Consider the following 21,448-nt stretch of genomic DNA (forward strand, 5'->3'; position numbering starts at 1 on the left):
CTCTGTTCTAATGGATCGCTTGTCCGAAGGGTGTGCGAGGCCGTGCGATCCGCGTGGCCGCCCGATCCGCGAGACCCTCCGATCGGCGTGCACGACTCGATGCGAACCGGTGGGTGAATTCATTGCGGATGGGGAAAGCGGCGCCCGGCCCGGGAGGCGACGAGCGGAGCCGTACCGGAGACAGCTGGTCCGTCCCGGCTCAGCAGACGCGCGGCACGGACCCCGGGCACCCCGGGCACTCCGGGGACGACGATCCGCAGCCGCGAACACCGGCCTCCGAAGCGCCGACACCCGAGGCACCGCCCTCCGAGGCACCGGCCTCCGAAGCGCCGGCACCCGAGGCACCGCCCTCCGAGGCACCGGCCTCCGAAACGCCGACACCCGAGGAACGGCCCGGTCGCGTCCCGCTGCGCCCGTACCTGATCATCGGCGCGGTCCTCTGCGCCCTGTACTTCCTCTACGCCTACCTCCAGTACGCCCGCTTCGACTCGCCCTCCTGGGACCTCGGCATCTTCGAGCAGGAGGTCCGGGCGTACGCCGGGTTCCACGCGCCAGTCGTCGACATCAAGGGCCCCGGCTACCTGATCCTCGGTGACCACTTCTCCCCGGCGGTGGCGCTGCTCGTCCCGCTCTACTGGATCTGGCCGTCCGCCGTCGCCCTGCTGTTCGCGCAGGCCGCCCTGTTCGCGCTCTCCGCCGTCATCGTGGGACGTACCGTCCAGCAGGTCCTCGGCGGGCGCTACGGGCCCTGGGTCACGGTCGCGTACGGCCTCTCCTGGGGGCTCCAGGAGGCGGTGAAGTCCGACTTCCACGAGATCGCCCTCGCGGTCCCGCTGATCGCCCTGGTCTGCCGGGCGCTGCTCACCGAGCGCTGGTCGGCCGCCGTCCTCTGGGCCCTGCCGCTGGTCCTGGTCAAGGAGGATCTCGGTATCACGGTGGCCGCCGTCGGGTTGGTCCTCTTCGTCCTGGGGCAGCGCTTCCAGGGCACCCTGCTCGCGGTCGCCGGAACCTGCTTCTTCGTGCTCACCGTCTTCGTCCTCATACCGGCGGCCAGCAGTGCGGGCGGTTACGACTACTGGAAGAAGATCGACACCGACGGCCAACAGCACGTCTCCACCCTCGACGTGGTGCTCGGGGCGTTCGACTCGTCCGTCAAGATCGAGATGCTGGTCTTCCTCTTCGGCATCACCGCCTTCATGGGCTTGCGTTCACCACTGGCACTGCTCGTCCTGCCCACGCTCGGCTGGCGGCTGCTCTCCCAGGACCCGAACCACTGGGGCATGGTCTGGCACTACAGCGCCGTCCTCATGCCGGTGGTCTTCCTCGCCATGGCGGACGGCGTCCGCCGCAGCCGTACGTCCCCGAGGCCCTGGCTCGTCTCCTTCGGGAACGCCGTCGTCCCGGTGACCGTGGGCATCGCCTTCGCGATGACCCAGCACCTGCCGCTGCGCGAACTGCTGCGTCCGGAGACCTACCGCGCCGACGCGGGGACGCACGCGGCGCGCGAGGCGATGGCCGCGATCCCGGTGGGCACGCGCGTCGAGACCGACATCGCGCTGATGGCGCACCTCACCGCCGACCGGACGGTCTACTGGATCGGCGGCGCGCCCGGGACGGCCCCCGACATCGTCGCCTTCGACCTGGACGCCGGCTGGGCCCGGTCGATCCAGGACCCGGCCGTGTACGCGACGCAGCTGCACCCGGAGGCGGCGTACCGGCTCAAGCTCCGCACCGGCAGCATCGTCGTGGTGGAACGGATCCCGGCGGGCTGACCTCGGTCCGGACGCGCACGAAGGCCGTGCCCCGCGGACGGCGGAGTCACGGCCTTCGTGCGTCGGCGGTCGCGCCGGGGTGTCAGTACTGCTGAGGCTGCTTGTGACGGTTGAACCAGGCGCTGCCGTCGCTGTTGGCCGCGAAGACGACGACGAGGATGGCGAGCACCGTGTAGACGAGGCCGACCACGATGAACGGGTAGATGCCGAGGATCGCCGTCAGCACGCCGAAGACGATGGTCGTGACGCGCAGGCCGCTGCCGCCCTTGCCGAACTTCGCGCCGAGGACGATGGCGAGCACCGCCCACACCACCGCGAAGACGGTGATCGCCCACAGCACGCCGCCCGAGTAGTCGGCGAGCTGCTGGAACTGGACGTCCTCCTGGAGGGAGGCGTCGTTCTTCGCGGCGCTGACGGCCCCCGCGCTGATCGCGAAGAGGATGGCGCCGATGATGCTGAGGCCGCCCATCACGAAGAGCATCACGCGGGCCGCCTTCACCCCACCCGGCATCTCGGTCGGGCCGGCCGGGAACCCGCCCTGGCCGTACGGCGCCTGGGGGTAGCCGTAGCCCTGCTGGGGCGCGCCCTGCGGGGCCTGCGGGTAGCCGTATCCGGGCTGCTGACCGCCGGGCTGCTGCTGGCCGTAAGGGTTGTTGGGGTCGCCGAAGCTCATGGCGAGATTCCTCCGTTGTGACGATGCGGGGACGGTACGGCCCGCGCGGAGGATTTGCTGCGCAAACGAACGGTTCGTCCCCCCGGCACGGTCCGCATTGCTGCGCGCCTTATCGTCGTCCTGCTGGCCGGTTCCTGTCCACCCGATTGGCGTAGTAGTTGTGCAAGTGCAACCTGGTGCGTCCGCTCACCGGACCCGAATTGGTACCCAGGTGGGTTCATCCGCGAGGATGGGGGCATGACTGCCCAGATTCTCGATGGCAAGGCCACCGCAGCCGCGATCAAGTCCGAACTGACCGTCCGCGTGGCGGCCCTCAAGGAGCGGGGCATCACGCCCGGCCTCGGAACCCTGCTCGTCGGGGACGACCCGGGCAGCCGGTGGTACGTCAACGGCAAGCACCGTGACTGCGCGCAGGTCGGCATCGGCTCGATCCAGCGCGAACTCCCCGACACCGCCACCCAGGAGGAGATCGAGGACGTCGTCCGCGAACTCAACTCCAACCCCGAGTGCACCGGTTACATCGTGCAGCTCCCGCTCCCCAAGGGCATCGACACCAACCGCGTGCTGGAGCTCATGGACCCGGCCAAGGACGCCGACGGGCTGCACCCCATGAACCTCGGCCGCCTCGTCCTGGGCGAGGCCGGTCCGCTGCCCTGCACCCCGCAGGGCGTCGTCCAGCTGCTCCGCCACCACGGCGTGGAGATCGGCGGGAAGCACGTCGTGGTCGTCGGCCGCGGTGTCACGATCGGCCGCCCGATCCCGCTGCTGCTGACCCGCAAGTCCGAGAACGCCACGGTCACCCAGTGCCACACCGGCACCCGCGACCTCTCCGCCCACCTCAAGGAGGCCGACATCATCGTCGCCGCCGCCGGGGTGGCCCACATCGTCAAGCCCGAGGACGTGAAGCCGGGCGCCGCCGTGCTGGACGTCGGCGTGAGCCGTGACGAGAACGGCAAGATCGTCGGAGACGTGCACCCGGGCGTGGCCGAGGTCGCCGCCTGGATCTCGCCGAACCCGGGCGGTGTCGGCCCGATGACCCGCGCGCAGCTGCTGGTGAACGTCGTCGAGGCCGCCGAGCGTGCCGCCGCCGAGGCCGACGCCCCGGCAGCCGGCTGACCCCGGCGCGTACGACCCCCGCCCTCGTGAGTCCGGTCGCCCGACCGTTCGCGACTCCGTTCCCGCAGACCGGAAGGAACCCGATGGCTGCTGCCATGAGCCCGGCAGACCCTGCCCGCCGCGAAACGCGGGACCCGGGCGACGCGGACCACGCCGGGACAGCGGGGGAAGCCGGGGGATCCGCCGCCGAGCCCGATGAGGCCGTGGCGCCGCAGGACGCGTCCTCGGCGACGCCCCGGCGGTCCTGGCGGTTCACGCTGACCCGCGACACCGCCCGCCCCGAGGGCGGCGGCCGGGCGGCGTCGGGCGACGCCCCCGCACCCGCCCGCCAGTGGCCGCTGCTCGCGGTGCTCGTGACGGCGGCCCTGGGACTGCTGATCGTGGCCACCGACCCGTTCGCCGAGGCCTTCCGGATCGGCTCCCTGCTGATCGGGGTGGCCCTGCTGGCCGGGGCCGTGCTGCGCTGGGCGGTCCCGTCCGTCGGCATGCTGGCGGTACGGTCCCGGTTCACCGACCTGGTCACGTACGGGGTGATGGGCGCGCTGATCGTGCTGCTCGCGCTGATGGCGCAGCCGAAGCCGTGGCTGGACGTCCCGTTCCTGGAGGACGCGGTCCACTTCACGATCCGCTGAGGGCCGGACCCCGGACGGACGGACGGTCGTTCGCGCGGAGCCCCTGGTGCGTGGCCCGCGGGGTGTCCGTCCCTTCCCCCGACAGGGACGGACACCTGGGGCGGGCGGGGCAGTGCTGCCCCGGCGGGCGGCGACGCGAGCGCCGTCCGCGACCCGCTCCAAGAGTCATGGACACGATCAGGCGGGGCAAGGAACGGTCGCTCCCTGTGGCACGGAAGTGACCATTCCGGCACTGTGTGACCGCTGTGCGACCGCCTCGTGACCACCCTGCACGGGTGGCCGCGCCCGCTCTCTTCCCGGCCGGACGTGCCGATCCCCGGGTGTCGGTACGGAGGTTCTGTGGGCCGTGACACAGGGGGGCGGGCGGTCCGCGTGGCCCGGGTCGGATAGCCTGACCGACGGATATCTCTTCACATCAAGATTCAGGAGATGTCCAGCTCCAGGGGCCATGAGCCCCCACCGCCAGCTGTCTAACGGAGATCGCCATGACCCGCACTCCCGTGAATGTCACCGTGACCGGCGCGGCCGGCCAGATCGGCTACGCGCTGCTCTTCCGCATCGCCTCCGGTCACCTGCTCGGCCCGGACGTGCCGGTCAACCTGCGTCTCCTGGAGATCCCGCAGGGTCTCAAGGCCGCCGAGGGCACCGCGATGGAGCTCGACGACTGCGCCTTCCCGCTGCTGCGCGGCATCGAGATCACGGACGACGCCAACGCCGCGTTCAACGGCGCCAACGTCGCGCTGCTCGTCGGCGCCCGCCCGCGCACCAAGGGCATGGAGCGTGGCGACCTGCTCTCCGCCAACGGTGGCATCTTCAAGCCCCAGGGCAAGGCCATCAACGACAACGCCGCGGACGACATCAAGGTCCTCGTCGTCGGCAACCCGGCCAACACCAACGCGCTCATCGCGCAGGCCGCCGCACCGGACGTCCCGGCCGAGCGCTTCACCGCGATGACCCGCCTCGACCACAACCGCGCGATCTCGCAGCTGGCCGCCAAGACCGGTGCCGCCGTCTCCGACATCAAGAAGCTGACGATCTGGGGCAACCACTCGGCCACCCAGTACCCGGACATCTTCCACGCGGAGATCGCCGGCAAGAACGCCGCCGAGGTCGTCAACGACGAGGTGTGGCTGGCCGACACCTTCATCCCGACCGTCGCCAAGCGCGGCGCGGCGATCATCGAGGCCCGTGGCGCGTCTTCCGCCGCCTCGGCCGCCAACGCCGCCATCGACCACGTGTACACCTGGGTCAACGGCACCGCCGAGGGCAACTGGACCTCGATGGGCATCCCGTCGGACGGCTCCTACGGCGTCCCCGAGGGCATCATCTCGTCCTTCCCGGTCACCACGGCGAACGGTTCGTACGAGATCGTCCAGGGCCTGGACATCAACGAGTTCTCCCGCGCGCGCATCGACGCGTCGGTCGCGGAGCTCGTCGAGGAGCGCGACGCGGTCCGCGAGCTCGGCCTGATCTGAGCCTGAGGGGCCACCCGGCTCCCACCGGCTTCCGGAACGCCCGTACGGCATCGGCCGTGCGGGCGCTCCGTGCGTCGCGGGCCGCTCCCCGTGCGTCCCGGTCCCGCCGTGGCCCGTTTCCGTCGTGTTCCGGCTCCGCGGTGGGTCTGTGGGAAAGGGCTGCGGCAAAGGGCTGCGGGGAGGGGCTGCGACGCGCGGACGTGAAGGTTGCGTGCACGGCCCTCTCGTGACGCACAATCACCTCGCACCGCCACTCCACCGCCCGCTACATTGGCGTCCTTTCCCATCTGCAACACCCGTGCCAATGACACGGGTTGCTCATCGAAGGGGTGCCGGTGTCCGTGACCTCCGTGCCGTCGCAGGAGCCCCCCGGCGGGGACGAGCCGCGCGCGAGGCCGCCGGTGCATCCGTCGGGCAGCGAAGCCTGCCGACTGCTCTGCGCCGGGGTCCACCACGACGAGGGCTTCCGCGACGCGGTGATCGACCATCTCTACGTCCAGGAGAACCGCATCGTCGCCCCGTCCGCGGGTTTCGACGCGACCCGCGTCCTGGCGCACGCCCTGTGGGCGCAGAGGACCCGGCTCCGGTGGGCGGCGGGCGTCCTGGCGTGCTGGGTGCTGGCGGTCTACGTCACCCGTGGCGTCTTCCTCCTGCCGGCCATGGCGGCCGTCTACATCGGTCTCGCCCGTGCCGTACGGGGAACCGCCGGGGAGCCGCCCTTCTACCGGGTCTTCCCGGCCCTGTTGATGCGCTGGTACGGGCGCTTCTTCCTCGTCGCGTTCCTGGTGGTCGTCGTCGGCGCCCTCTTCGGCGGCACCGTCGACTGGTTCGACGACGGCGACTCCTACTCCTACGACTCCAGTGGCTCGTACGGGTCGGACGCCGACTTCTCCGGCAGCCTCCTCGGCGTGTTCGTCCTGGGGCCCGGCCTCCTCTCCGGACTCCTGGAGGGCATGCCCACCTCGCTGCCGTGGCTCTGCCTGCTGGCCTTCGCCGGGATCGCCGCCCTCCTCGTCGTCCAACGCGACCAGTGGGCCCGGGTGATGGGCACCCATCTCGCTCCGCAGCACTTCGCCGACCTCTCCGCCGACCCGGCCGAGCGGTCCGCGGGTGGCCGGTTCCGCCGGCTGCGCGACCGCATCCGCGTCGAGCAGCACTCCCCGCTGATCATGTACAACGAGGCCGATCCGTTCTGCGGGAGTGGCGACACCCGCCGTGCGTGGAATCTCTCCGTCGAGCTCCGCTCGCGTACGGACACCGAGGCCGAACCCCTCGACAACGCGACCATCCTCCGCCGTATCGTGCCGCTGCTCGAAGGGCTGCGGGTGCCGTCCCCGCACGGATCGCCGCAGGCCGCCGAGGCCGTGCGAGACCGGCTGCGCGAACTCCAGGTCGACGAGTGCGTCTTCCTTCCGGTGCGGGGGCTGCCGAGGCGTCAGGACGCCCCGTACGGGCCCGAGGGGTTCGAGGCGCACCGGCGGGCCGCCTTGGAGGAGGGTGGCGAAGGCCGTCGCCACTTCCTGCGGATCAGGGTCGGAGGCTGGGGCGAAGAGGTCGTCGTCACCGTCTTCGTCCGGGTCCACACCCAGGGCGGGATGCTGATGCTGGAGGTCGCCCCGCACATACTGACGCCGCTGCTGCCGTACTTCCGGGACGCGGACCAGATCGCCCACCAGCACCGCAACAACAGCTGGTTCGGCAAGGCGTACTGGGCGGCCACCCGCGTGCCCGACTCCCTGGTGGCGTCCCTGACGACGCTCTTCAGGACAGCTGTCGGCGTACGGCGCCAGCTCACCGAGGGCTTCGGCGGAGCGCTTCCCGAGGGGCCCGGACTCTCGGTCCGGCAGCTCGCCTCGGACACCGGGGCCGCGCTCTTCCAGGAGATGGACGTCGACCGCTACCTCAAGAGCATCGAGGACCGGGTGACGAGCGGGGTACGGCTGGCGCTGCGCGAAGCCGGCTGGCAGACCGACGAGTTCGAGCAGAAGATCATCCAAGTGGGGGCGGGCGGCGTCTTCATCGAGTCCGCGGTCGACAGCGCCATCGGCGTCGGTGACCACAACACCGTCACCAGCAACCGGACGCGCGCGGAGCGACGCGACGCCCCCGAAGCGGCGCCGGACTCCAGGGCGGGCGGTGCGCCCCGGTCGGGACCGGATCACGACGCCGGCAGGCCGGCGTCGTCCCCCCGACCGTCCTCGCCGCTCGCCGCCGAGGGCCCGAAGAAGTGACCCGCTCCACCGGAGGGAGATGACCATGGAAAGCACGGAAGGACAGCAGGGACCGCCGGCCGGTGTACGCATCGGTTCCGTGACGGGCAGTGCGTTCGCCATCGGCGACCACAACACCGTGACGCAGAACCAGAACAGCGTGCCGGTCGCCGAGGACCAGGCGGAACTGCTGCGTACGGTCAAGGAGCTGCGCGCGGACCTCGCCCGCTTCGTCGCGACGGACACCACCGGCCGCCTGGACACCGAACTCGCCGTCGTGGCCGAGGAGATCGAGACCGGCGGCGCCGCCGAACCCGGACGGCTCGTCCGGCTCCGCGACGCCATGGAGGCGGCCGGCGCCTTCGTCGCGACGCTGGCATCGGGTGTCGCGGTCGGCCATGAGCTCGCGGCCCTGCTGGGAGGCTGACCGATGACCGGGGGCGGCGCACCGCGCTGGAACGACGAGACACAGAGGTGGGAGACCGGGGAGCACACTCCGCGGGCCGCCCCACCACCCCTGCCGGACTCCCCGCCGGTGGCCCCGAGTCCGCCGATGGGGTACCCGTCCCTACCGCCGGGCCCGCCGCCGCTCGCACCCCCGCAGGTGTCGGACGGTCCGACGCGGTCCGGGTACGTCCACGGTCCGGACGGGCGGGGCGGATTCGCGGACGGCTTCCCCGGCGGGTTCGTCGGCGAGGTCGGCCCCAGGGACGGCGGCGCTGCCGGCGAGGAGGGCGACAGCACCTGGTGGCAACGCTTCACCCCGCTGACCGCCGGTCTCACGGTCGGCGTGCTCGCCGCGTGCACGGCCGCCCTCTGGCTCACGCTCGCCCAGGAACCCGACCCCGTGACGCAGGGAGCGTCGGCCTCCGACTCCGCCCCCGTGACGGAGGCGGCCGACGGGCAGGGCACCGGTGAGGAGCCCCCCGCCGAACCGACCGGCGAGGGACCGGCCCCCACCGACGAGGAGACCTCGGCGGCGGCAGGCCCCGGGTACACGGCCGTGGACGACCCGGGCGGCTTCACCGTCACCGTGCCCGAGGAGTGGCAGGACCGCACCGAGGACGACCACGGCGTCTACTACACCTCGGCGGACGGCACCTCGCTGCTCCAGGTCTGGCAGGTCACCGGGTTCACCAGCGCCCTGGACGCGGCGCACGCCGCCTCCGAGAGCCGCAGGACCAGCCCCGGGTTCCAGGAGATCAGCGTCGGGGCGGTGGACTCCCCGGACGGCGGCGACGCGGCCGAGCTGGTCTACGCGTACGACCACGAGGCGACCGGTACCCGCCGCAAGGTGATCGACCGGGTGTTCACCGCGTCGGACGGCAGGCTGTACGCCCTGCTGGTCGCCGCACCCGACACGAAGTGGCCGCTCCACGAAGAGATCCTCGCCGAGGCGGTCGCCGGCTTCGCCCCACGGGGACCGGCGCTCTGACTCCGGGGCGGACGAAAGCGGTGGGCCCATCGGGCGTTTCCGGCGCGGCGGTGGCCCCCGCGCCCCTCGGGGCGCATGTCCGAGGGTACGGGGGCGGGCGGCGGTCACGACGGGACGGCCGGGCCGTCACCGTCGTACCGGGGGAGTGGTCGGGGCGACCGGTCGGGGGCTGCGCTCAGCCGTTGGCGGCGGTGACGTTCACCGCCGCCCACGCCTTGTTCACCGCCGCGTACTCCGTGCCGCTCTGCCCGTACAGGTCCGCCGCGGCCTGCAGGGTCGCCGTGCGGGCGTCGTGGAAGTCGGTGCTGGAGACCATGTACCGGGTCAGCGCCTGGTAGAAGATCGCCACCGCCTTGTCGCGGCCGATGCCGGTCACCGTCGAACCGTCGTAGGTCGCCGAGCTGTAGGAGACGCCACCGATGGTCTTGCTCCCGCTGCCCTCCGCCAGCAGGTAGAAGGCGTGGGAGGAGACGCCGGAGCCCGCGTGCACCTCCGTGCTGGGAGCCTTCGTGCTCCAGTAGTCGACAGCGCCCTCCAGCTTGTCCAGCGACGGGTGGTCGAGCCGGCGCAGGAACCCCTGTGCGAGGCCCAGTTGCTCGCCCATCAGGTAGTTGGGGGCGTGCGTCGGGTTGTTGGTGGTGAACTCGACGGCGGAGCCGAAGATGTCGGCCAGCGACTCGTTGAGCGAACCCGCCTCGCCGATCTGGTTGCCGGCCGAGTCGTAGTCGGTCTCCAGGCCGGCCGTGGACGCCACCACCCCGTGCGTCAGTTCGTGCCCGGTGACGTCCAGCTGGGTCAGCGGCTTGGTGAAGGTCGAGCCGTCGCCGTCGCCGTAGACCATGCACCAGCAGCCGTCGCTCCACCCGGCGTTGCCGTAATTGCGGGCGTAGTGGACGACGCCGTGCGGGCCGACACCGTCGTTCCTGACGCCGTTGCGGGCGAAGGTCTTCTTGTAGAAGTCGAAGGTCGAGGTCAGCCCGTACTGGGCGTCCACTCCGGCGGTGTTGGTGTCGGACGTGGTGCCGTTGCCCCACTTGTCGTCCGTGTCGGTCATGACGCTGGATCCGGTGAAGACGCTCGACTCCGACAGGGACTTGTTCATGGCGTTCTTGACCTGGGCGCCGCCGCGGGTCGTGTCGGTGAGGGTGTACGAGGACGCCGCGGTCTGTGTGGTGTTCAGGGTCACCGTGCCGTCGTACATCGACGCGCCGGTGCCCACCGCCGGGGCGGGGTACGAGGCGACGAACCGCCTGGCCGCGGGGGCGAACGAGGGCGCGGTCGTGGTCTTGGCGGGTCTGGCGCGCTCGCCCAGGGCCAGGAGCTTGCTCTCCAGCTTGGGCGAGATGAACTCGTCCAGGGCCGCCGCGTCGCTCACCACCCTGCCGGTCACCGCGTCGAGCAGCACGGAGCGGGCGGTCGCGGCGTCCGCGCCCACGGACACCCCCACCTGGTAGGCGAGGATGCTCGCGCCCTGATGGAAACGCACCACCAGGCGGGGAGCCGCGGCGGAGCCGTTCGACACCACCGAGGCGGCCTTGGCGCGGGCCTGACCGGTGGTGACCTTCGCCGCCACCGTCGGCACCGAGACCGCCTTGTCCGCGGCGCGGGTCACGCCGAGGTACCCGGAGGAGCTGCTGAGGTGGACAACGATGTCGGCACCCACGACCGGAATGCCCCGGAAGGTCTGCGAGAAGCGCACGTGCTGCCGGCCGTTCCGGTCTGCCATGACGTCCGTGGCGACCAGCCCGCTCAGCCCGGTCAGTCCGGTCGTGGCGGCGTGCGAGAAGGCCGCGGAGCGCGCGGCGCTCACGATCGCGCCCCGGGCCGGAACCGCCTGCGGGCCGCTCGGCGTGGGGGAGGCCATCGCGGCGGTGCCCGTGATCGAGGCCGAAGCCACCGTGGTGAGCGTCAATGCGAGGGTGAGCCTGGATATGAGAGGAGAGGGCATCTGCGGGTTCGTCCTTCCGGGACTCAACTCGGCGCGCCCCGCCGGAAACGGCGGGGCGCTGGCGAGAGCATGCCATGGAGGGTGTCACGGACGCGGATGCTTCGGGTCGGCAGGGTTGCCCTGCGGACCCCAGGAGGGCGATGACATTTCTCGCCGTTTCAGGGCCCGTTGGCTGCGGGCGGCGAGTGGCCCGCAGGGTGTGGCAGGCAATTCGGTGCCGAACTTGTGGTGGTGCTCCCTGATTGCGGCGGCTGGGGGCGTCGGCCGGTGGTGTGGGCGGGACTTTCGACGCACGCCCTGAGCCGAGGGTCCGGGCAGGGAAAGGCCCCGCGGGCCGTAGCCAGCGGGGCGTCCCGGACGTACCGGCCGGACTCACCGACCGGACGTACCGGCCGGACTCACCGACCGGGGGCGTCCCGGGGAGGTCCCCCGGAAGTCCGTGCGTGCCGGGCGGGCCGGTGCGGCGGGTGCCGGGGGTGGGTCAGTGCGCGCCCGGGGTGTAGTGGCCCGGGACCATGCGAGTGCTCACGGCGAAGCGGTTCCAGCCGTTGATCACGTTGATCGCGGCGACCAGGTGGGCCAGCTCGGTCTCGTCGAAGTGCTTGGCGGCCTTCTCCCAGACCTCGTCCGGCACGAACCCGTCGGTCACGACGGTGATCGCCTCGGTCAGTTCGATCGCCGCGATCTCCTTCTCCGTGTAGAAGTGCTTCGACTCCTCCCACGCGCTGAGCTGCACGATCCGCTGGACGGTCTCGCCCTGCGCGAGGGCGTCCTTGGTGTGCATGTCCAGGCAGAACGCGCAGTGGTTGAGCTGCGAGGAGCGGATCTTCACCAGCTCGCCGATGACGGGGTCGAGCCCCTTACGGGCCGCCGCGTCCAGCCGGACCATGGCCTTGTAGACGTCGGGGGCGAGCTCCGCCCAGTTGAGGCGCGGGGTGTGCTCGGGGGTGAACTCGGACGTGGCGTGGGTGTGGCTCCGTGTCGTCATGCCCACCACGCTACGGCTCGGGTGGCACCGGACTATGGTCCATTTCCATGACGGATTCATGGGCCACTTTCGGCGCCGACCTGCACATCGAGCCGCACGCCGGAGGCTTGCGCGACGGGCTGATGGAGGCGCTGCGGGACGCCGTCCGCACCGGGAGGCTGACCCCCGGCAGCCGACTGCCGTCCTCCCGGGCGCTCGCCGCCGACCTGGGGATCGCGCGGAACACGGTGGCCGACGCCTACGCGGAACTGGTCGCCGAGGGGTGGCTCACCGCCCGCCAGGGCTCCGGGACCCGTGTCGCGCGGCGGGCGGAGCCGCGTGGCGGGACCCCGGTCGCCCGCAGGACCCTGCCGGCCCGCAGGCTGCCCACGTACAGCCTGATGCCCGGCCAGCCGGACCTGGCCTCCTTCCCGCGCGCCGCATGGCTCCGCGCGTCCCGCCGCGCGCTCACCGAAGCGCCGGACGAAGCATTCGGATACGGCGATCCGCGCGGACGCACCGAACTGCGCACCGCCGTCGCGGAGTACGTCGGCCGGGCGCGCGGGGTGTACGCCGACCCGGAACGCGTGGTGATCTGCTCGGGCTTCATCCACGGACTGCGCCTGGTCGGCGAGGTGTTGGCGCGGCGTGAGGTGCGCGAGGTCGCCGTGGACTCGTACGGACTCGACTTCCACCGTACGGCCCTGGCGCGGGCCGGACTGCGCACGCCGTGCGTGCCGGTGGACCGACTCGGCACCGTGGTGGGCGCGTTGGCGGACAGGCCCGAGGCGGGGGCCGTACTCATGACGCCCGCGCACCAGTTCCCCACCGGGGTGCCGCTGCATCCGGACCGCCGGGTGGCGGTCGTCGACTGGGCGCGTGCGACGGGCGGGCTGATCGTCGAGGACGACTACGACGGCGAGTTCCGCTACGACCGCCAGCCGGTCGGCAGCCTCCAGGGACTCGACCCCGACCGCGTCGTCCACATCGGCACGGTGAGCAAGTCCCTCGCTCCGGGACTCCGGTTGGGCTGGATGGTGGCGCCTGCCGGCATGGTGGCGGAACTGGCCGACGCCAAGGGCTTCTCCGACTGGACGACCGGCTCCCTGGACCAGCTCACCCTCGCGGAGTTCATCGCCTCGGGCGCGTACGACCGTCATGTGCGCGCCATGCGGCTGCGCTACCGGCGCCGACGCGACCAGCTCGTCGCCGCCCTGGCCGATCGGGCCCCGGAGATCCGGATCAGCGGCATCGCGGCGGGGCTGCACGCGGTCCTCGAACTCCCCGAGGGCACCGAGCGATCCGTGATCTCGGCCGCCGCCTTCCAGGGGCTGGCGCTGGAGGGCCTCTCCTACTTCCGCCACCCGGACGCCGCTCGGGAGCGGGACGCGCTGGTCATCAGCTACGGATCGCCTTCGGACAGTGCCTGGAAGGGGACCCTGGACGCACTGTGCCGGGTACTGCCGTGACGTGAACGGCCGCAGGGCCGGACGCGCCGGAGGGCGGATCGGCTACCTTGACGGCGACGGCGGTCGCAGGGGGTGGCGCGATGGGTGCGGCGATGCTGACACTGACGGCGGCGGTGATCGGAGGCGCGGTGTCGCTGGTCTCGGTGCTGCTCGCGCAACGCCACGCGCAGCGGGTCCACCAGCGGGAGCAGGAGCGCGTCGAGCGCCACCGGCAGGAGGACCTGACACGCGCCCGGGACGACCGCCTCCTCGCCGAACGGCAGGCCGTCTACGTGCGGTTCAACGCCGCGTCCCGCTCGGTCCGGGACGCCCTCGCGGCCTGCGCGGCCGACCTGCGGCGAACGGGCGCGGTGGACGGTCCGTGCCGTGACACGCTCCACGAGAGCTGGAGGGCGTACGTCGCCCACCACGCGGAGGTGAACATCCTCGCCTCCGACGAGGTCCACGGCCTGGCCGGCCGGGTCAACGGCGCCCTGCAGAGGATCCATCGCCATGTCGTGCGGCTGGACACCGGTGCGACGGACCCGGGCGACGGTCCCGAAGCCCTGGAGGGGCAGATCGAGGAGCTGTGGGAGCGCTTGGTCGCCCTGCGCGAGGGGATGCGCCAGGATCTCGGGATGACCATGACGCGACCCGGAGCCCCGGCCGGGGAGTGACGGGAGGCCGGCGTGCTCACCAGCCGAGCAGGTCCATGGATCTCCGGTCGAGCCACTCCACGAACGACACCGGCCCGCCGTCCAGGTTCAACGGAAGAATCCGGTCGCAGGTGGCCCGGCCGTCGAACCACAGAGTGCCCCGGTGCGGACCGGTGACCACGAGAAGCGTCGAGAAGCCGCAGCCGTTGTCCTGGATGTACACCGCTCCGGCGGTCCTGTACTCCTGGAACGCCTCGTACTCGGCATCCCACCGCGCCCGAGCCGCCTCGTGGGCGCCGGGGTCCGGGAAGTCCTCCGGCCGGGGCTCACGGGCGTCCAGCTCCTCCTCGCGGGCACGGCAGGAGTCCGGATGCGGAAAGGCGGTGGAGAGCAGGGCGAGGCTGGTGTGGTGATCCCCGTCCCAGCCCCAGCCCGCAGCGGTGCACCGCAGCCGGTTCACCACGCCACCGGCGCTCTCCCGGAGCAGGTACTCCCGGTACTGCTCGGGGAACGTGATCCCCAACTCCGCCTCGGCCGAGCGGACGTCCGCCTCGGAGAGCGGTGGCGGAGAGCCATTCCGCCCGGCCGCGGGCGGTGGAACCGGATCGTGGGGACGGCGCCCCCGGCCCAGCCGCCCGGCTTCCGCCACCCAGTCCGTCGCCATGCGGGTGAGGATAGGCGAATGGCGCGAGCTGGCGCCCGGGAGGGTTTCCGAAGGCGTACGGCGAACCCCTCACCGACCCGGGGGCCGCAGGGCAGACTTGGCCGCACGCAGCCGGAGCCGTTCCCGCCCCTCCTGTACCGGGACCGGCCGTACCGACCCGGAACCGGCCGACAGCGGGGAGATCAGGCGTGACCGAGCACCACGAACCGTTCCTCTACGTCGTCGTCTGCGCCTCCGGCATCGCCGACGGCGTGGGCGAACTCATCTCCGCAGCGCAGGCCGAGGGGTGGAGGGTCGGCGTGATCGCGACCCCGAACGGGCTCGGGTTCATCGATCAGGAAGCCGTCGAGGCCCAGACCGGCTACCCGATCCGCTCCGCGTGGCGCCGTCCCGGCAGCACGCAGCCGCTGCCGCCGGCCGATGCCATCGCGGTCGCGCCCGGCACCTTCAACACCATCAACAAGTGGGCCGCCGGTATCTCCGACACCCTGGCGCTCGGCATCCTCTGCGAGGCGTACGGGCTCGGCATCCCCGTAGCCGTGCAGCCCTACGTCAACGCGGCGCAGGCCGCTCACCCCGCGTACGAGGAGAGCCTGCACCGGCTCCGCTCCATGGGTGTCCTGGTCGGCGGCTACGTACCGCATCAGCCTGAGGCGGCCGGTGGGCGCGATGCGTACGGCTGGACCGAGGTGCTCGACCTGCTCCGCCCGCGCAGGGCCCCTGCGGACGCGTAGGTGCGGCGCTCCCCCCCTCGGCGTGGCCCGTGGCGGCAGGCTCACGCCTTCGCGGGGAACCCGGAGGTGAGGTGGGCCGCGAGCTGCCCCGCCGCGTCCTCCTGGAGAAGGTGGCCCGCGCCCTCGATCCAGTGCAGTTCGGCGTGCGGCACGCGCTCGTGCAGCCATCGCGCGTACTCCGGCGGGAGGATGCGGTCCTCCCGCCCCCAGATGAGCCGTACCGGAAGGGAGATGCTGCCGAGCAGATCCTCGTACGGGGCGGTGTCCGCCTGCCTGATCTGGCTGTACTGCCGGTAGAACGCGGCCTGTCCCGCGGCACCCCGCCACGGCGCGAGGTACGCGTCGAGGACTCCCGGCCGGAAGCCGACGTGCGTGGCGTGCCGCAGATGGGCGGCGACCAGCGCCTCGTGCGCGTACTCCGGCAGCTGCTCGAACACCTCCGTGTGCTCCAGGAAGAGCCGGAAGAGCCCCCGCTCCCAGTCGCCGCCGCTCACCGCGTCGAAGAGGGTCAGGTCCCGGTAGTTCCGCCGCTCCAGCAGCAGCGTCCGCAGGGCCACGGCGCCGCCGATGTCGTGCGCGACGACGCTGGGCGAGGACAGCTCCCAGTGGTCGAGGAGAGCGGCGAACCTCCTCGCGTGGGCCGCCAGGCCGAGGTCCTGGCCCTCGCGCTGCTCCGACTGGCCGAAGCCGAGGTGGTCGAAGACGAAGACCGTGCGGGTACGGGCGAGCGCCGGTGCGATGTCCCGCCAGAGGAAGGAGGAGTACGGGGTGCCGTGCACCAGCACGACAGGGTCGCCACCGGTGGGCCCTCCGTCGCCGAAGCGCCTCCACCGCATGACGCCACCGGGCGTCCCGAACTCCTCGCGCAGTTCCCACTCCACCGTCGGCCTCCTCTTCTCCGGCACGAATCCGCACCCTTCACCAGGCATTTCCCCGGCGTTCCCTACGATGGGCCGTCTGCCCCGAGGACGCGTCGTCACCACACCGGCGAGGAGCGGAGACGGGCTCACCGGGGTCGAAGAGTGCGACGTCGGCGGGGAGCGGAGGAGGACCGGAGCCCGCCGGCGGGCGACCCGGTGCCAGGGGCCGGATCTTCACCGAACCGGTGCGGCAGCGAGCCGACTTGTTCACCGCGGGCGTCCGGCCCCGCACCTATGATGCTCCGATGCTGAAGTTCACCGACGTCATCCTCGACTGCCCCGACCCGTGGAAGCTGGCCGAGTTCTACGCCGAGGTGCTGGGCTGGGAGATCAACACCGACATCAGTCAGGAGGACTGGGTCAACCTGCGCAACGACGGCATCGAGCTGTCGTTCCAGCGGGTGGCGGACTACCGGCCGCCGAGCTGGCCGGGGCAGGACCATCCGCAGCAGTTCCACCTCGACTTCGAGGTGGACGAGTTCGAGCCAGAGCAGCGCCGGGTGACCGGGCTGGGCGCCACCTTCCGGAAGAGTTACGTCGGCGAGTCCGGTTACGGCTGGCAGGTATACACCGACCCGGCCGGGCACCCGTTCTGCCTCTGCCGCAATCGCCCGTAGAGCGCGTCCCGGCAAGCGGTGCCCGGTCTCGTCGCCCCGCAGGACGCGAGCTGAACACCACGTCGTACGAAGGCCCTGGTAGCCCGGCTACCAGGGCCTTCGTGCGCCCTGGGATCGCACGCGCCGACACCGCTCCCCATCGAGTGGGCACCGCCGTCGCGGCACCGGCCCGGAGTTCGGCCGTCGCTGCCCGTCATCCGAGAAGGGGTTGACCCCCACTCCCCCCACTCTTATCGTTTCTCGATAACATCGATATTCGATATGGGGGGGCGTTGATGTTCGCTGAGGTGCAGAGGTCCAGGCGGGCCGATTCGCAGGACCAGCCGTCGTCACGGGACGGCGACCGCGCGCAGAAGAGACTGCTGGAGCCGCTCTCCACGGTGGTCCGGGGTGTCTACCGAGTGCTTCTCGGGGGCTTCGCCGTAGGCGCCCTGGCACCCCTGATCGGCGGCCGGCCGCACCTGATGTGGGGTGGCTCATCCGTGTGCGCCGAGGACCGCGCGGAATACGGCGCGGACCCTTTCGCGAGCATCTTCGCCCCCCGGCCGGGGGTCGAGGCCATGGCGCGACCGTGGTACTGCACCGACCACGCCGACGGTGCGCAGCGGCTGTTCGACTTCCTCGGCGGCTTCCCTTCGTGGGTGCTGCTCATGGGCGTGCTGTTCCTGCTGAACCGCTTGGTGCAGGGAGCTTCCCGCGAGGGCGTCTTCACCACGCGGGTGGCCAAGCTCCTCCGCGTCGCGGGCTGGTGGCTCCTGCTCGGCTGCCTGGTCGGGGAATCGGTGGAAGCCGGCGCCCACGCCGCCCTGCTGGCGACCCTGGCCCAGGACCACCCCTTCACCGCCGACAGCTGGCTGGGAGGCTGGGAGGCGCCCTACGCACTCGTCCTCACCGCCCTGGGTATCCTCACGTTCGCCCGCGTCATGCGCGCCGGGGTGGCCATGCGGGAGGATCTGGACGGGACGGTGTGACGGTGGTGGACGACCACGAGAGCCATGGGATCGAGGTCCACCTCGACCGGCTGCTCGCCGACCGCGGCATGACCCTCGCGGAGCTCGCCTCCCGGGTCGGTGTCACCAATGTGAACCTGTCCATCCTCAAGAACGGACGGGCCCGCGCGATCCGCTTCACCACACTGACCCGCATCTGTGAGGCCCTCGACTGTCAGCCGGGTGACCTGCTGACATACGTCGGGGACGGGGACGGGGACGGGGACGGGGACGGGCGGCGGGCGGGTCTCGTCGGCCACCGGCCCCCCGCGCCCGCGTGACACGCGCGCGCCCGACCGGCGCCGACCGGCCGGTGCGTATGTGCGGAAGCGTCGGCGGGGCGGCCCGGTTCAGCCGCTCCACGCCTCGATGCGGCGGTCGACGCCCGCCGTGATGGCGGGGATCACCGCCGTCATCTGCGGGCGCCAGCCGGGGACCGCGTTGACCTCGCAGACCGTGAAGGTGTCCTCGGAGGCGAAGAGGAGGTCCACCCCGGCGATGGCGAGGCCCATCGCCCCGGCCGCCCGCACGGCCAGCGCCTCCGCTTCCGGGTACTCGCCCGGGCAGACGGTGGCGGAGCCGCCCTGGCCGATGTTCGAGGCGAGGCCGCCGTTGCGGGAGGTGCGTACGGCGGCGCCCACGGTCTCGCCGTCGACCACGATCAGCCGCAGGTCCCGGCCGTGCGAGTGCGAGACGTACTGCTGGAAGAGGTGCGGGGTCTCCTGCGCCAGAGCCCCCGCGATGCCGCGCAGCAGGTGGGTGTCGGGGGCGAGGAAGACCTGCTTGCCCTTGTGGCCGGTGACCGACTTGACCACGCACGGGGTGTCGAGACCCTGAGTGCGGACCACTCCTTCCAGGGGCGCCGTCCCGTACGAGAGGGTGTCCGGCACCGGCAGTCCGGCCAGGGCCAGTTCCTGCATCTGCCAGACCTTGTTGCGGCAGACGAGGTGCGCCGCCAGCGGGTTGAGGAGGGTGGACCCCATGCGCTCCAGGTGCCGCAGCAGGGTCACCTCGCGGTCGTGGTGCATGGAGCCCGGGGTCTGGCGCACGAGGACGACCTTCGGGGCGGGTACCTCCGCGCCGCCCAGGGTCCGCAGGAACAACCGCCCCTCGCGGACGCCGAACACGAACTCATTGGTGTGCCAGACGGCGAACCTCGGGCCGTGGAGAGCCGCGAGGGCGTCCGCCAGCCGGTGGGTCGCACCCTGCAACGGCACCGGCAGCGCCCTCACCAGCAGCCACACGTCCGTCGGGGGCAGTAACTCCGTGCGCGTCATTGTCCGTTCGCCTCTTCCGTCTCGATGTCGGAGCAGGCCGCAACGTAACGCGGGAGGCGCGGATTCCTGGCGGAATCAGGGATGTCGCACCCCAAAGAGCGTCGACGATCTCCTCGCCCGGTGCCCGGTCGGCCGATGGGTGCGTCGTCCGTCCGGTGAACGAAGCGGGCGTCCGGGCGCCGGGAGCCGCCGCGGGGCCCGCCGTCCGCCTGTGCGGTGCGGCGGACGGCGGGCCGGGACGGGTGTCAGCCGGTGGCCGGGGCGGCGGCGTACTCGGCGTCGGTGACGGGGGTCATCCAGTGCACGACGTCGTGGTCGGCGTCTGCTTCGTTGATGGCGAGGTGGACCATGAGCCGGTTCGGGGCGGCGCCGTGCCAGTGCTCCTCGTCAGCTTCGAACAGGACGCGGTCGCCGGGCCGGATGACCTCGACGGGGCCGCCGCGGCGCTGGCACAGGCCGACACCCTCGGTGACGAACACGGTCTGGCTCAGGGGGTGGCGGTGCCAGTGCGTCCGGGCCCCGGGCATGAAGTGCACGAGGTTGGCGCTGACCCGGGAAGGCTCCGGGGCCGCGGCGACGGCGTCGATGTAGACGTCGCCGGTGAACCAGTCGGCCGGGCCCTTGAGGGTGTCGACCGAGCTACGGGTGATCTGCACGAATGCTCCTCCGTACTGAGCGTGAGAAATGGTGGTACTCGGGTGTGGTGGTACGGGGCCGCGCGGGGTTCGTGGCACGGGCCCGGTCATGGGGGCGTGTCAGGGCTTGAGGAGGGCCTTGACGGCACGGCGTTCGTCCATGGCCCGGTAGCCCTCGGCGACCTGGTCGAGGGGGAGCGTGAGGTCGAAGACCTTGCCCGGGTCGATCCGGCCCGACAGGACGCGGTCGATGAGGTCGGGCAGGTAGCGGCGCACGGGGGCGGGACCGCCGCGCAGGCCGACGTGGGAGAAGAAGAGCTCCTGCCCGTCGACGGCGACGTCGTGCGGGACGCCGACGAAGCCGACGTTCCCGCCGGGGCGGGCGGAGTGCAGCGCCTGGCTCATGGACTGGGCGGTACCGACGCACTCCAGCACGCTGTCGGCGCCGATGCCGCCGGTGAGGTCCTTGATCCGGGCGACACCCTCGGCACCGCGCTCGGTGACGATGTCGGTGGCGCCGAACTCCAGGGCGAGCTTCTGCCGGGAGGCGTGCCGGGACATGGCGATGATCCGCTCCGCGCCCCTCTCCTTCGCCGCGATCACGCCGCACAGGCCGACCGCGCCGTCACCGACGACCACCGCGGTCGAGCCGGGCTTCACCTCGGCGGCGTCCGCGGCCCACCAGCCGGTGCCCATCACGTCGGACACGGCCAGCAGCCCCGGCCAGAACTCCTCACCCGGCACCCCGTCGGTGGCGACCAGAGTGCCCTGGGCGTTCGGAATACGGACGTACTCGGCCTGACAGGTGGACATGAACTCACGGTTCAGACAGTTCGACTGGAACCCGTTGCGACAGTTCGCACAGGTGTTGTCCGACGTCGCGAACGAGCCGACGACGAACTGGCCCGGCTTCACCGAGGTGACCTCGCTGCCGACCTCCTCCACGAAACCGACGTACTCGTGCCCCATGGGGTGCGCCTGCCCGGTCGGTTCCGTACCCCGCCACGCCCACAGGTCCGAGCCGCACACACACGTCACGGCCGTACGGATGACCGCGTCCGTCGGCGCGAGGATCCTCGCCTCGTCCACCGTCTCGAAACGCACGTCACCGGGGGCGTGGATCACTGCTCCGCGCATGGGATAAATCCTTTCGATCGTTGCAAGAGCCCGAACCGCCGGCACACGCGGAAGCTGCTCCTCGCGAACGGCCGGGCCCGGCCCCCGGCGGCTGCGCCGCCCGAGGTGTCCTGCTCTCCAGGGAACCGCTCATCAGGGCGGTG

Annotated in this window: 21 protein-coding genes; 13 read left to right on the forward strand and 8 right to left on the reverse strand. The window is 71.9% G+C overall.

All coding sequences use genetic code 11. The annotated features are described in order from the left end of the window. The first annotated feature begins 128 nt into the window (after positions 1-128). Positions 129-1,772 carry a DUF2079 domain-containing protein gene (locus ACFWEP_RS05585; RefSeq protein WP_387365986.1) on the forward strand — a complete coding sequence of 548 codons (1,644 nt, stop codon included), beginning with the start codon at positions 129-131 and terminating at the stop codon, positions 1,770-1,772. 82 nt (positions 1,773-1,854) lie between these two features. Here ACFWEP_RS05585 and ACFWEP_RS05590 read toward each other — a convergent pair whose 3' ends face one another. Next, a complete protein-coding gene (locus ACFWEP_RS05590) occupies positions 1,855-2,445 on the reverse strand; it encodes a hypothetical protein (protein WP_387365989.1) in 591 nt (196 codons plus the stop codon). 237 nt (positions 2,446-2,682) lie between these two features. On the opposite strand from ACFWEP_RS05590, the gene ACFWEP_RS05595 reads away from it, so the two are divergent. From ACFWEP_RS05595 to ACFWEP_RS05620, 6 genes are all read left to right on the forward strand, one after another. Beyond that, on the forward strand, positions 2,683-3,561 hold the full coding sequence (locus ACFWEP_RS05595) for a bifunctional methylenetetrahydrofolate dehydrogenase/methenyltetrahydrofolate cyclohydrolase (protein ID WP_387365992.1): 879 nt from the start codon (positions 2,683-2,685) through the stop codon (positions 3,559-3,561). Continuing rightward, positions 3,444-4,193: a DUF3017 domain-containing protein gene (locus ACFWEP_RS05600; protein ID WP_387366072.1), complete on the forward strand. Its 750-nt coding sequence runs from the start codon at positions 3,444-3,446 to the stop codon at positions 4,191-4,193. Before ACFWEP_RS05595 ends, ACFWEP_RS05600 begins: the two co-directional genes overlap by 118 nt. A gap of 485 nt (positions 4,194-4,678) precedes the next feature. Further along, positions 4,679-5,668 carry a malate dehydrogenase gene (locus ACFWEP_RS05605; protein ID WP_387365995.1) on the forward strand — a complete coding sequence of 330 codons (990 nt, stop codon included), beginning with the start codon at positions 4,679-4,681 and terminating at the stop codon, positions 5,666-5,668. Between the two features lie 335 nt (positions 5,669-6,003). Beyond that, positions 6,004-7,899, forward strand: coding sequence for a hypothetical protein (locus tag ACFWEP_RS05610; RefSeq protein ID WP_387365998.1), 1,896 nt, complete (start codon positions 6,004-6,006; stop codon positions 7,897-7,899). Between the two features lie 19 nt (positions 7,900-7,918). After that, complete coding sequence (locus ACFWEP_RS05615) at positions 7,919-8,305, forward strand: hypothetical protein (RefSeq protein ID WP_387366001.1); 387 nt, start codon at positions 7,919-7,921, stop codon at positions 8,303-8,305. 126 nt (positions 8,306-8,431) lie between these two features. Further along, positions 8,432-9,313, forward strand: coding sequence for a serine/arginine repetitive matrix protein 2 (locus tag ACFWEP_RS05620; RefSeq protein WP_387366004.1), 882 nt, complete (start codon positions 8,432-8,434; stop codon positions 9,311-9,313). Between the two features lie 175 nt (positions 9,314-9,488). Here ACFWEP_RS05620 and ACFWEP_RS05625 read toward each other — a convergent pair whose 3' ends face one another. Both ACFWEP_RS05625 and ACFWEP_RS05630 read right to left on the reverse strand, forming a co-directional pair. Beyond that, entirely contained in the window at positions 9,489-11,261 is a 1,773-nt protein-coding gene (locus tag ACFWEP_RS05625) for a M4 family metallopeptidase (RefSeq protein ID WP_387366007.1), read from the reverse strand. A 481-nt stretch (positions 11,262-11,742) separates the two neighbouring features. Continuing rightward, positions 11,743-12,249: a carboxymuconolactone decarboxylase family protein gene (locus tag ACFWEP_RS05630; protein WP_328719810.1), complete on the reverse strand. Its 507-nt coding sequence runs from the start codon at positions 12,247-12,249 to the stop codon at positions 11,743-11,745. 47 nt (positions 12,250-12,296) lie between these two features. Here ACFWEP_RS05630 and ACFWEP_RS05635 point away from each other — a divergent pair, with 47 nt between their 5' ends. Both ACFWEP_RS05635 and ACFWEP_RS05640 read left to right on the forward strand, forming a co-directional pair. Further along, positions 12,297-13,697, forward strand: a complete 1,401-nt coding sequence (locus ACFWEP_RS05635; protein ID WP_387366011.1) for a PLP-dependent aminotransferase family protein — start codon at positions 12,297-12,299, stop codon at positions 13,695-13,697. 92 nt (positions 13,698-13,789) lie between these two features. After that, on the forward strand, positions 13,790-14,353 hold the full coding sequence (locus ACFWEP_RS05640; protein WP_387366014.1) for a hypothetical protein: 564 nt from the start codon (positions 13,790-13,792) through the stop codon (positions 14,351-14,353). A 16-nt stretch (positions 14,354-14,369) separates the two neighbouring features. Here the strand turns inward: ACFWEP_RS05640 and ACFWEP_RS05645 are convergent, their stop codons facing one another. Next, positions 14,370-14,996, reverse strand: coding sequence for an SMI1/KNR4 family protein (locus tag ACFWEP_RS05645; protein ID WP_387366017.1), 627 nt, complete (start codon positions 14,994-14,996; stop codon positions 14,370-14,372). 188 nt (positions 14,997-15,184) lie between these two features. Between ACFWEP_RS05645 and ACFWEP_RS05650 the strand changes: the two genes are divergently transcribed. Next, complete coding sequence (locus tag ACFWEP_RS05650; protein ID WP_387366020.1) at positions 15,185-15,730, forward strand: flavoprotein; 546 nt, start codon at positions 15,185-15,187, stop codon at positions 15,728-15,730. Positions 15,731-15,771: 41 nt separating this feature from the next. Here the strand turns inward: ACFWEP_RS05650 and ACFWEP_RS05655 are convergent, their stop codons facing one another. After that, a complete protein-coding gene (locus ACFWEP_RS05655) occupies positions 15,772-16,611 on the reverse strand; it encodes an alpha/beta fold hydrolase (RefSeq protein ID WP_387366075.1) in 840 nt (279 codons plus the stop codon). A 284-nt stretch (positions 16,612-16,895) separates the two neighbouring features. Between ACFWEP_RS05655 and ACFWEP_RS05660 the strand changes: the two genes are divergently transcribed. From ACFWEP_RS05660 to ACFWEP_RS05670, 3 genes are all read left to right on the forward strand, one after another. Next, complete coding sequence (locus ACFWEP_RS05660) at positions 16,896-17,267, forward strand: VOC family protein (protein ID WP_387366023.1); 372 nt, start codon at positions 16,896-16,898, stop codon at positions 17,265-17,267. A 287-nt stretch (positions 17,268-17,554) separates the two neighbouring features. Next, positions 17,555-18,238 carry a DUF2975 domain-containing protein gene (locus ACFWEP_RS05665; protein WP_387366026.1) on the forward strand — a complete coding sequence of 228 codons (684 nt, stop codon included), beginning with the start codon at positions 17,555-17,557 and terminating at the stop codon, positions 18,236-18,238. Positions 18,239-18,240: 2 nt separating this feature from the next. Then, the gene (locus ACFWEP_RS05670) at positions 18,241-18,537 is read left to right on the forward strand and encodes a helix-turn-helix domain-containing protein (protein ID WP_387366029.1); all 297 of its coding nucleotides are present in this window, start codon (positions 18,241-18,243) and stop codon (positions 18,535-18,537) included. 69 nt (positions 18,538-18,606) lie between these two features. Here ACFWEP_RS05670 and ACFWEP_RS05675 read toward each other — a convergent pair whose 3' ends face one another. From ACFWEP_RS05675 to ACFWEP_RS05685, 3 genes are all read right to left on the reverse strand, one after another. Beyond that, on the reverse strand, positions 18,607-19,533 hold the full coding sequence (locus tag ACFWEP_RS05675; RefSeq protein WP_387366032.1) for a RimK family alpha-L-glutamate ligase: 927 nt from the start codon (positions 19,531-19,533) through the stop codon (positions 18,607-18,609). 245 nt (positions 19,534-19,778) lie between these two features. Beyond that, positions 19,779-20,189, reverse strand: coding sequence for a cupin domain-containing protein (locus ACFWEP_RS05680; RefSeq protein ID WP_387366035.1), 411 nt, complete (start codon positions 20,187-20,189; stop codon positions 19,779-19,781). 99 nt (positions 20,190-20,288) lie between these two features. After that, complete coding sequence (locus ACFWEP_RS05685) at positions 20,289-21,305, reverse strand: zinc-dependent alcohol dehydrogenase family protein (RefSeq protein ID WP_387366038.1); 1,017 nt, start codon at positions 21,303-21,305, stop codon at positions 20,289-20,291. Between the last annotated feature and the right edge of the window lie 143 nt (positions 21,306-21,448).

Source organism: Streptomyces sp. NPDC060198 (assembly GCF_042728415.1).
GTDB lineage: Bacteria > Actinomycetota > Actinomycetes > Streptomycetales > Streptomycetaceae > Streptomyces.

Coding starts and splice junctions, on each gene's coding strand:
- ACFWEP_RS05615 (WP_387366001.1), top strand. CDS start 7,919: ATGACCATGGAAAGCACGGAAGGACAGCAGGGACCGCCGGCCGGTGTA.
- ACFWEP_RS05625 (WP_387366007.1), bottom strand. CDS start 11,261: ATGCCCTCTCCTCTCATATCCAGGCTCACCCTCGCATTGACGCTCACC.
- ACFWEP_RS05630 (WP_328719810.1), bottom strand. CDS start 12,249: ATGACGACACGGAGCCACACCCACGCCACGTCCGAGTTCACCCCCGAG.
- ACFWEP_RS05645 (WP_387366017.1), bottom strand. CDS start 14,996: ATGGCGACGGACTGGGTGGCGGAAGCCGGGCGGCTGGGCCGGGGGCGC.
- ACFWEP_RS05585 (WP_387365986.1), top strand. CDS start 129: ATGGGGAAAGCGGCGCCCGGCCCGGGAGGCGACGAGCGGAGCCGTACC.
- ACFWEP_RS05675 (WP_387366032.1), bottom strand. CDS start 19,533: ATGACGCGCACGGAGTTACTGCCCCCGACGGACGTGTGGCTGCTGGTG.
- ACFWEP_RS05660 (WP_387366023.1), top strand. CDS start 16,896: ATGCTGAAGTTCACCGACGTCATCCTCGACTGCCCCGACCCGTGGAAG.
- ACFWEP_RS05620 (WP_387366004.1), top strand. CDS start 8,432: ATGGGGTACCCGTCCCTACCGCCGGGCCCGCCGCCGCTCGCACCCCCG.
- ACFWEP_RS05640 (WP_387366014.1), top strand. CDS start 13,790: ATGCTGACACTGACGGCGGCGGTGATCGGAGGCGCGGTGTCGCTGGTC.
- ACFWEP_RS05595 (WP_387365992.1), top strand. CDS start 2,683: ATGACTGCCCAGATTCTCGATGGCAAGGCCACCGCAGCCGCGATCAAG.
- ACFWEP_RS05635 (WP_387366011.1), top strand. CDS start 12,297: ATGACGGATTCATGGGCCACTTTCGGCGCCGACCTGCACATCGAGCCG.
- ACFWEP_RS05590 (WP_387365989.1), bottom strand. CDS start 2,445: ATGAGCTTCGGCGACCCCAACAACCCTTACGGCCAGCAGCAGCCCGGC.
- ACFWEP_RS05685 (WP_387366038.1), bottom strand. CDS start 21,305: ATGCGCGGAGCAGTGATCCACGCCCCCGGTGACGTGCGTTTCGAGACG.
- ACFWEP_RS05605 (WP_387365995.1), top strand. CDS start 4,679: ATGACCCGCACTCCCGTGAATGTCACCGTGACCGGCGCGGCCGGCCAG.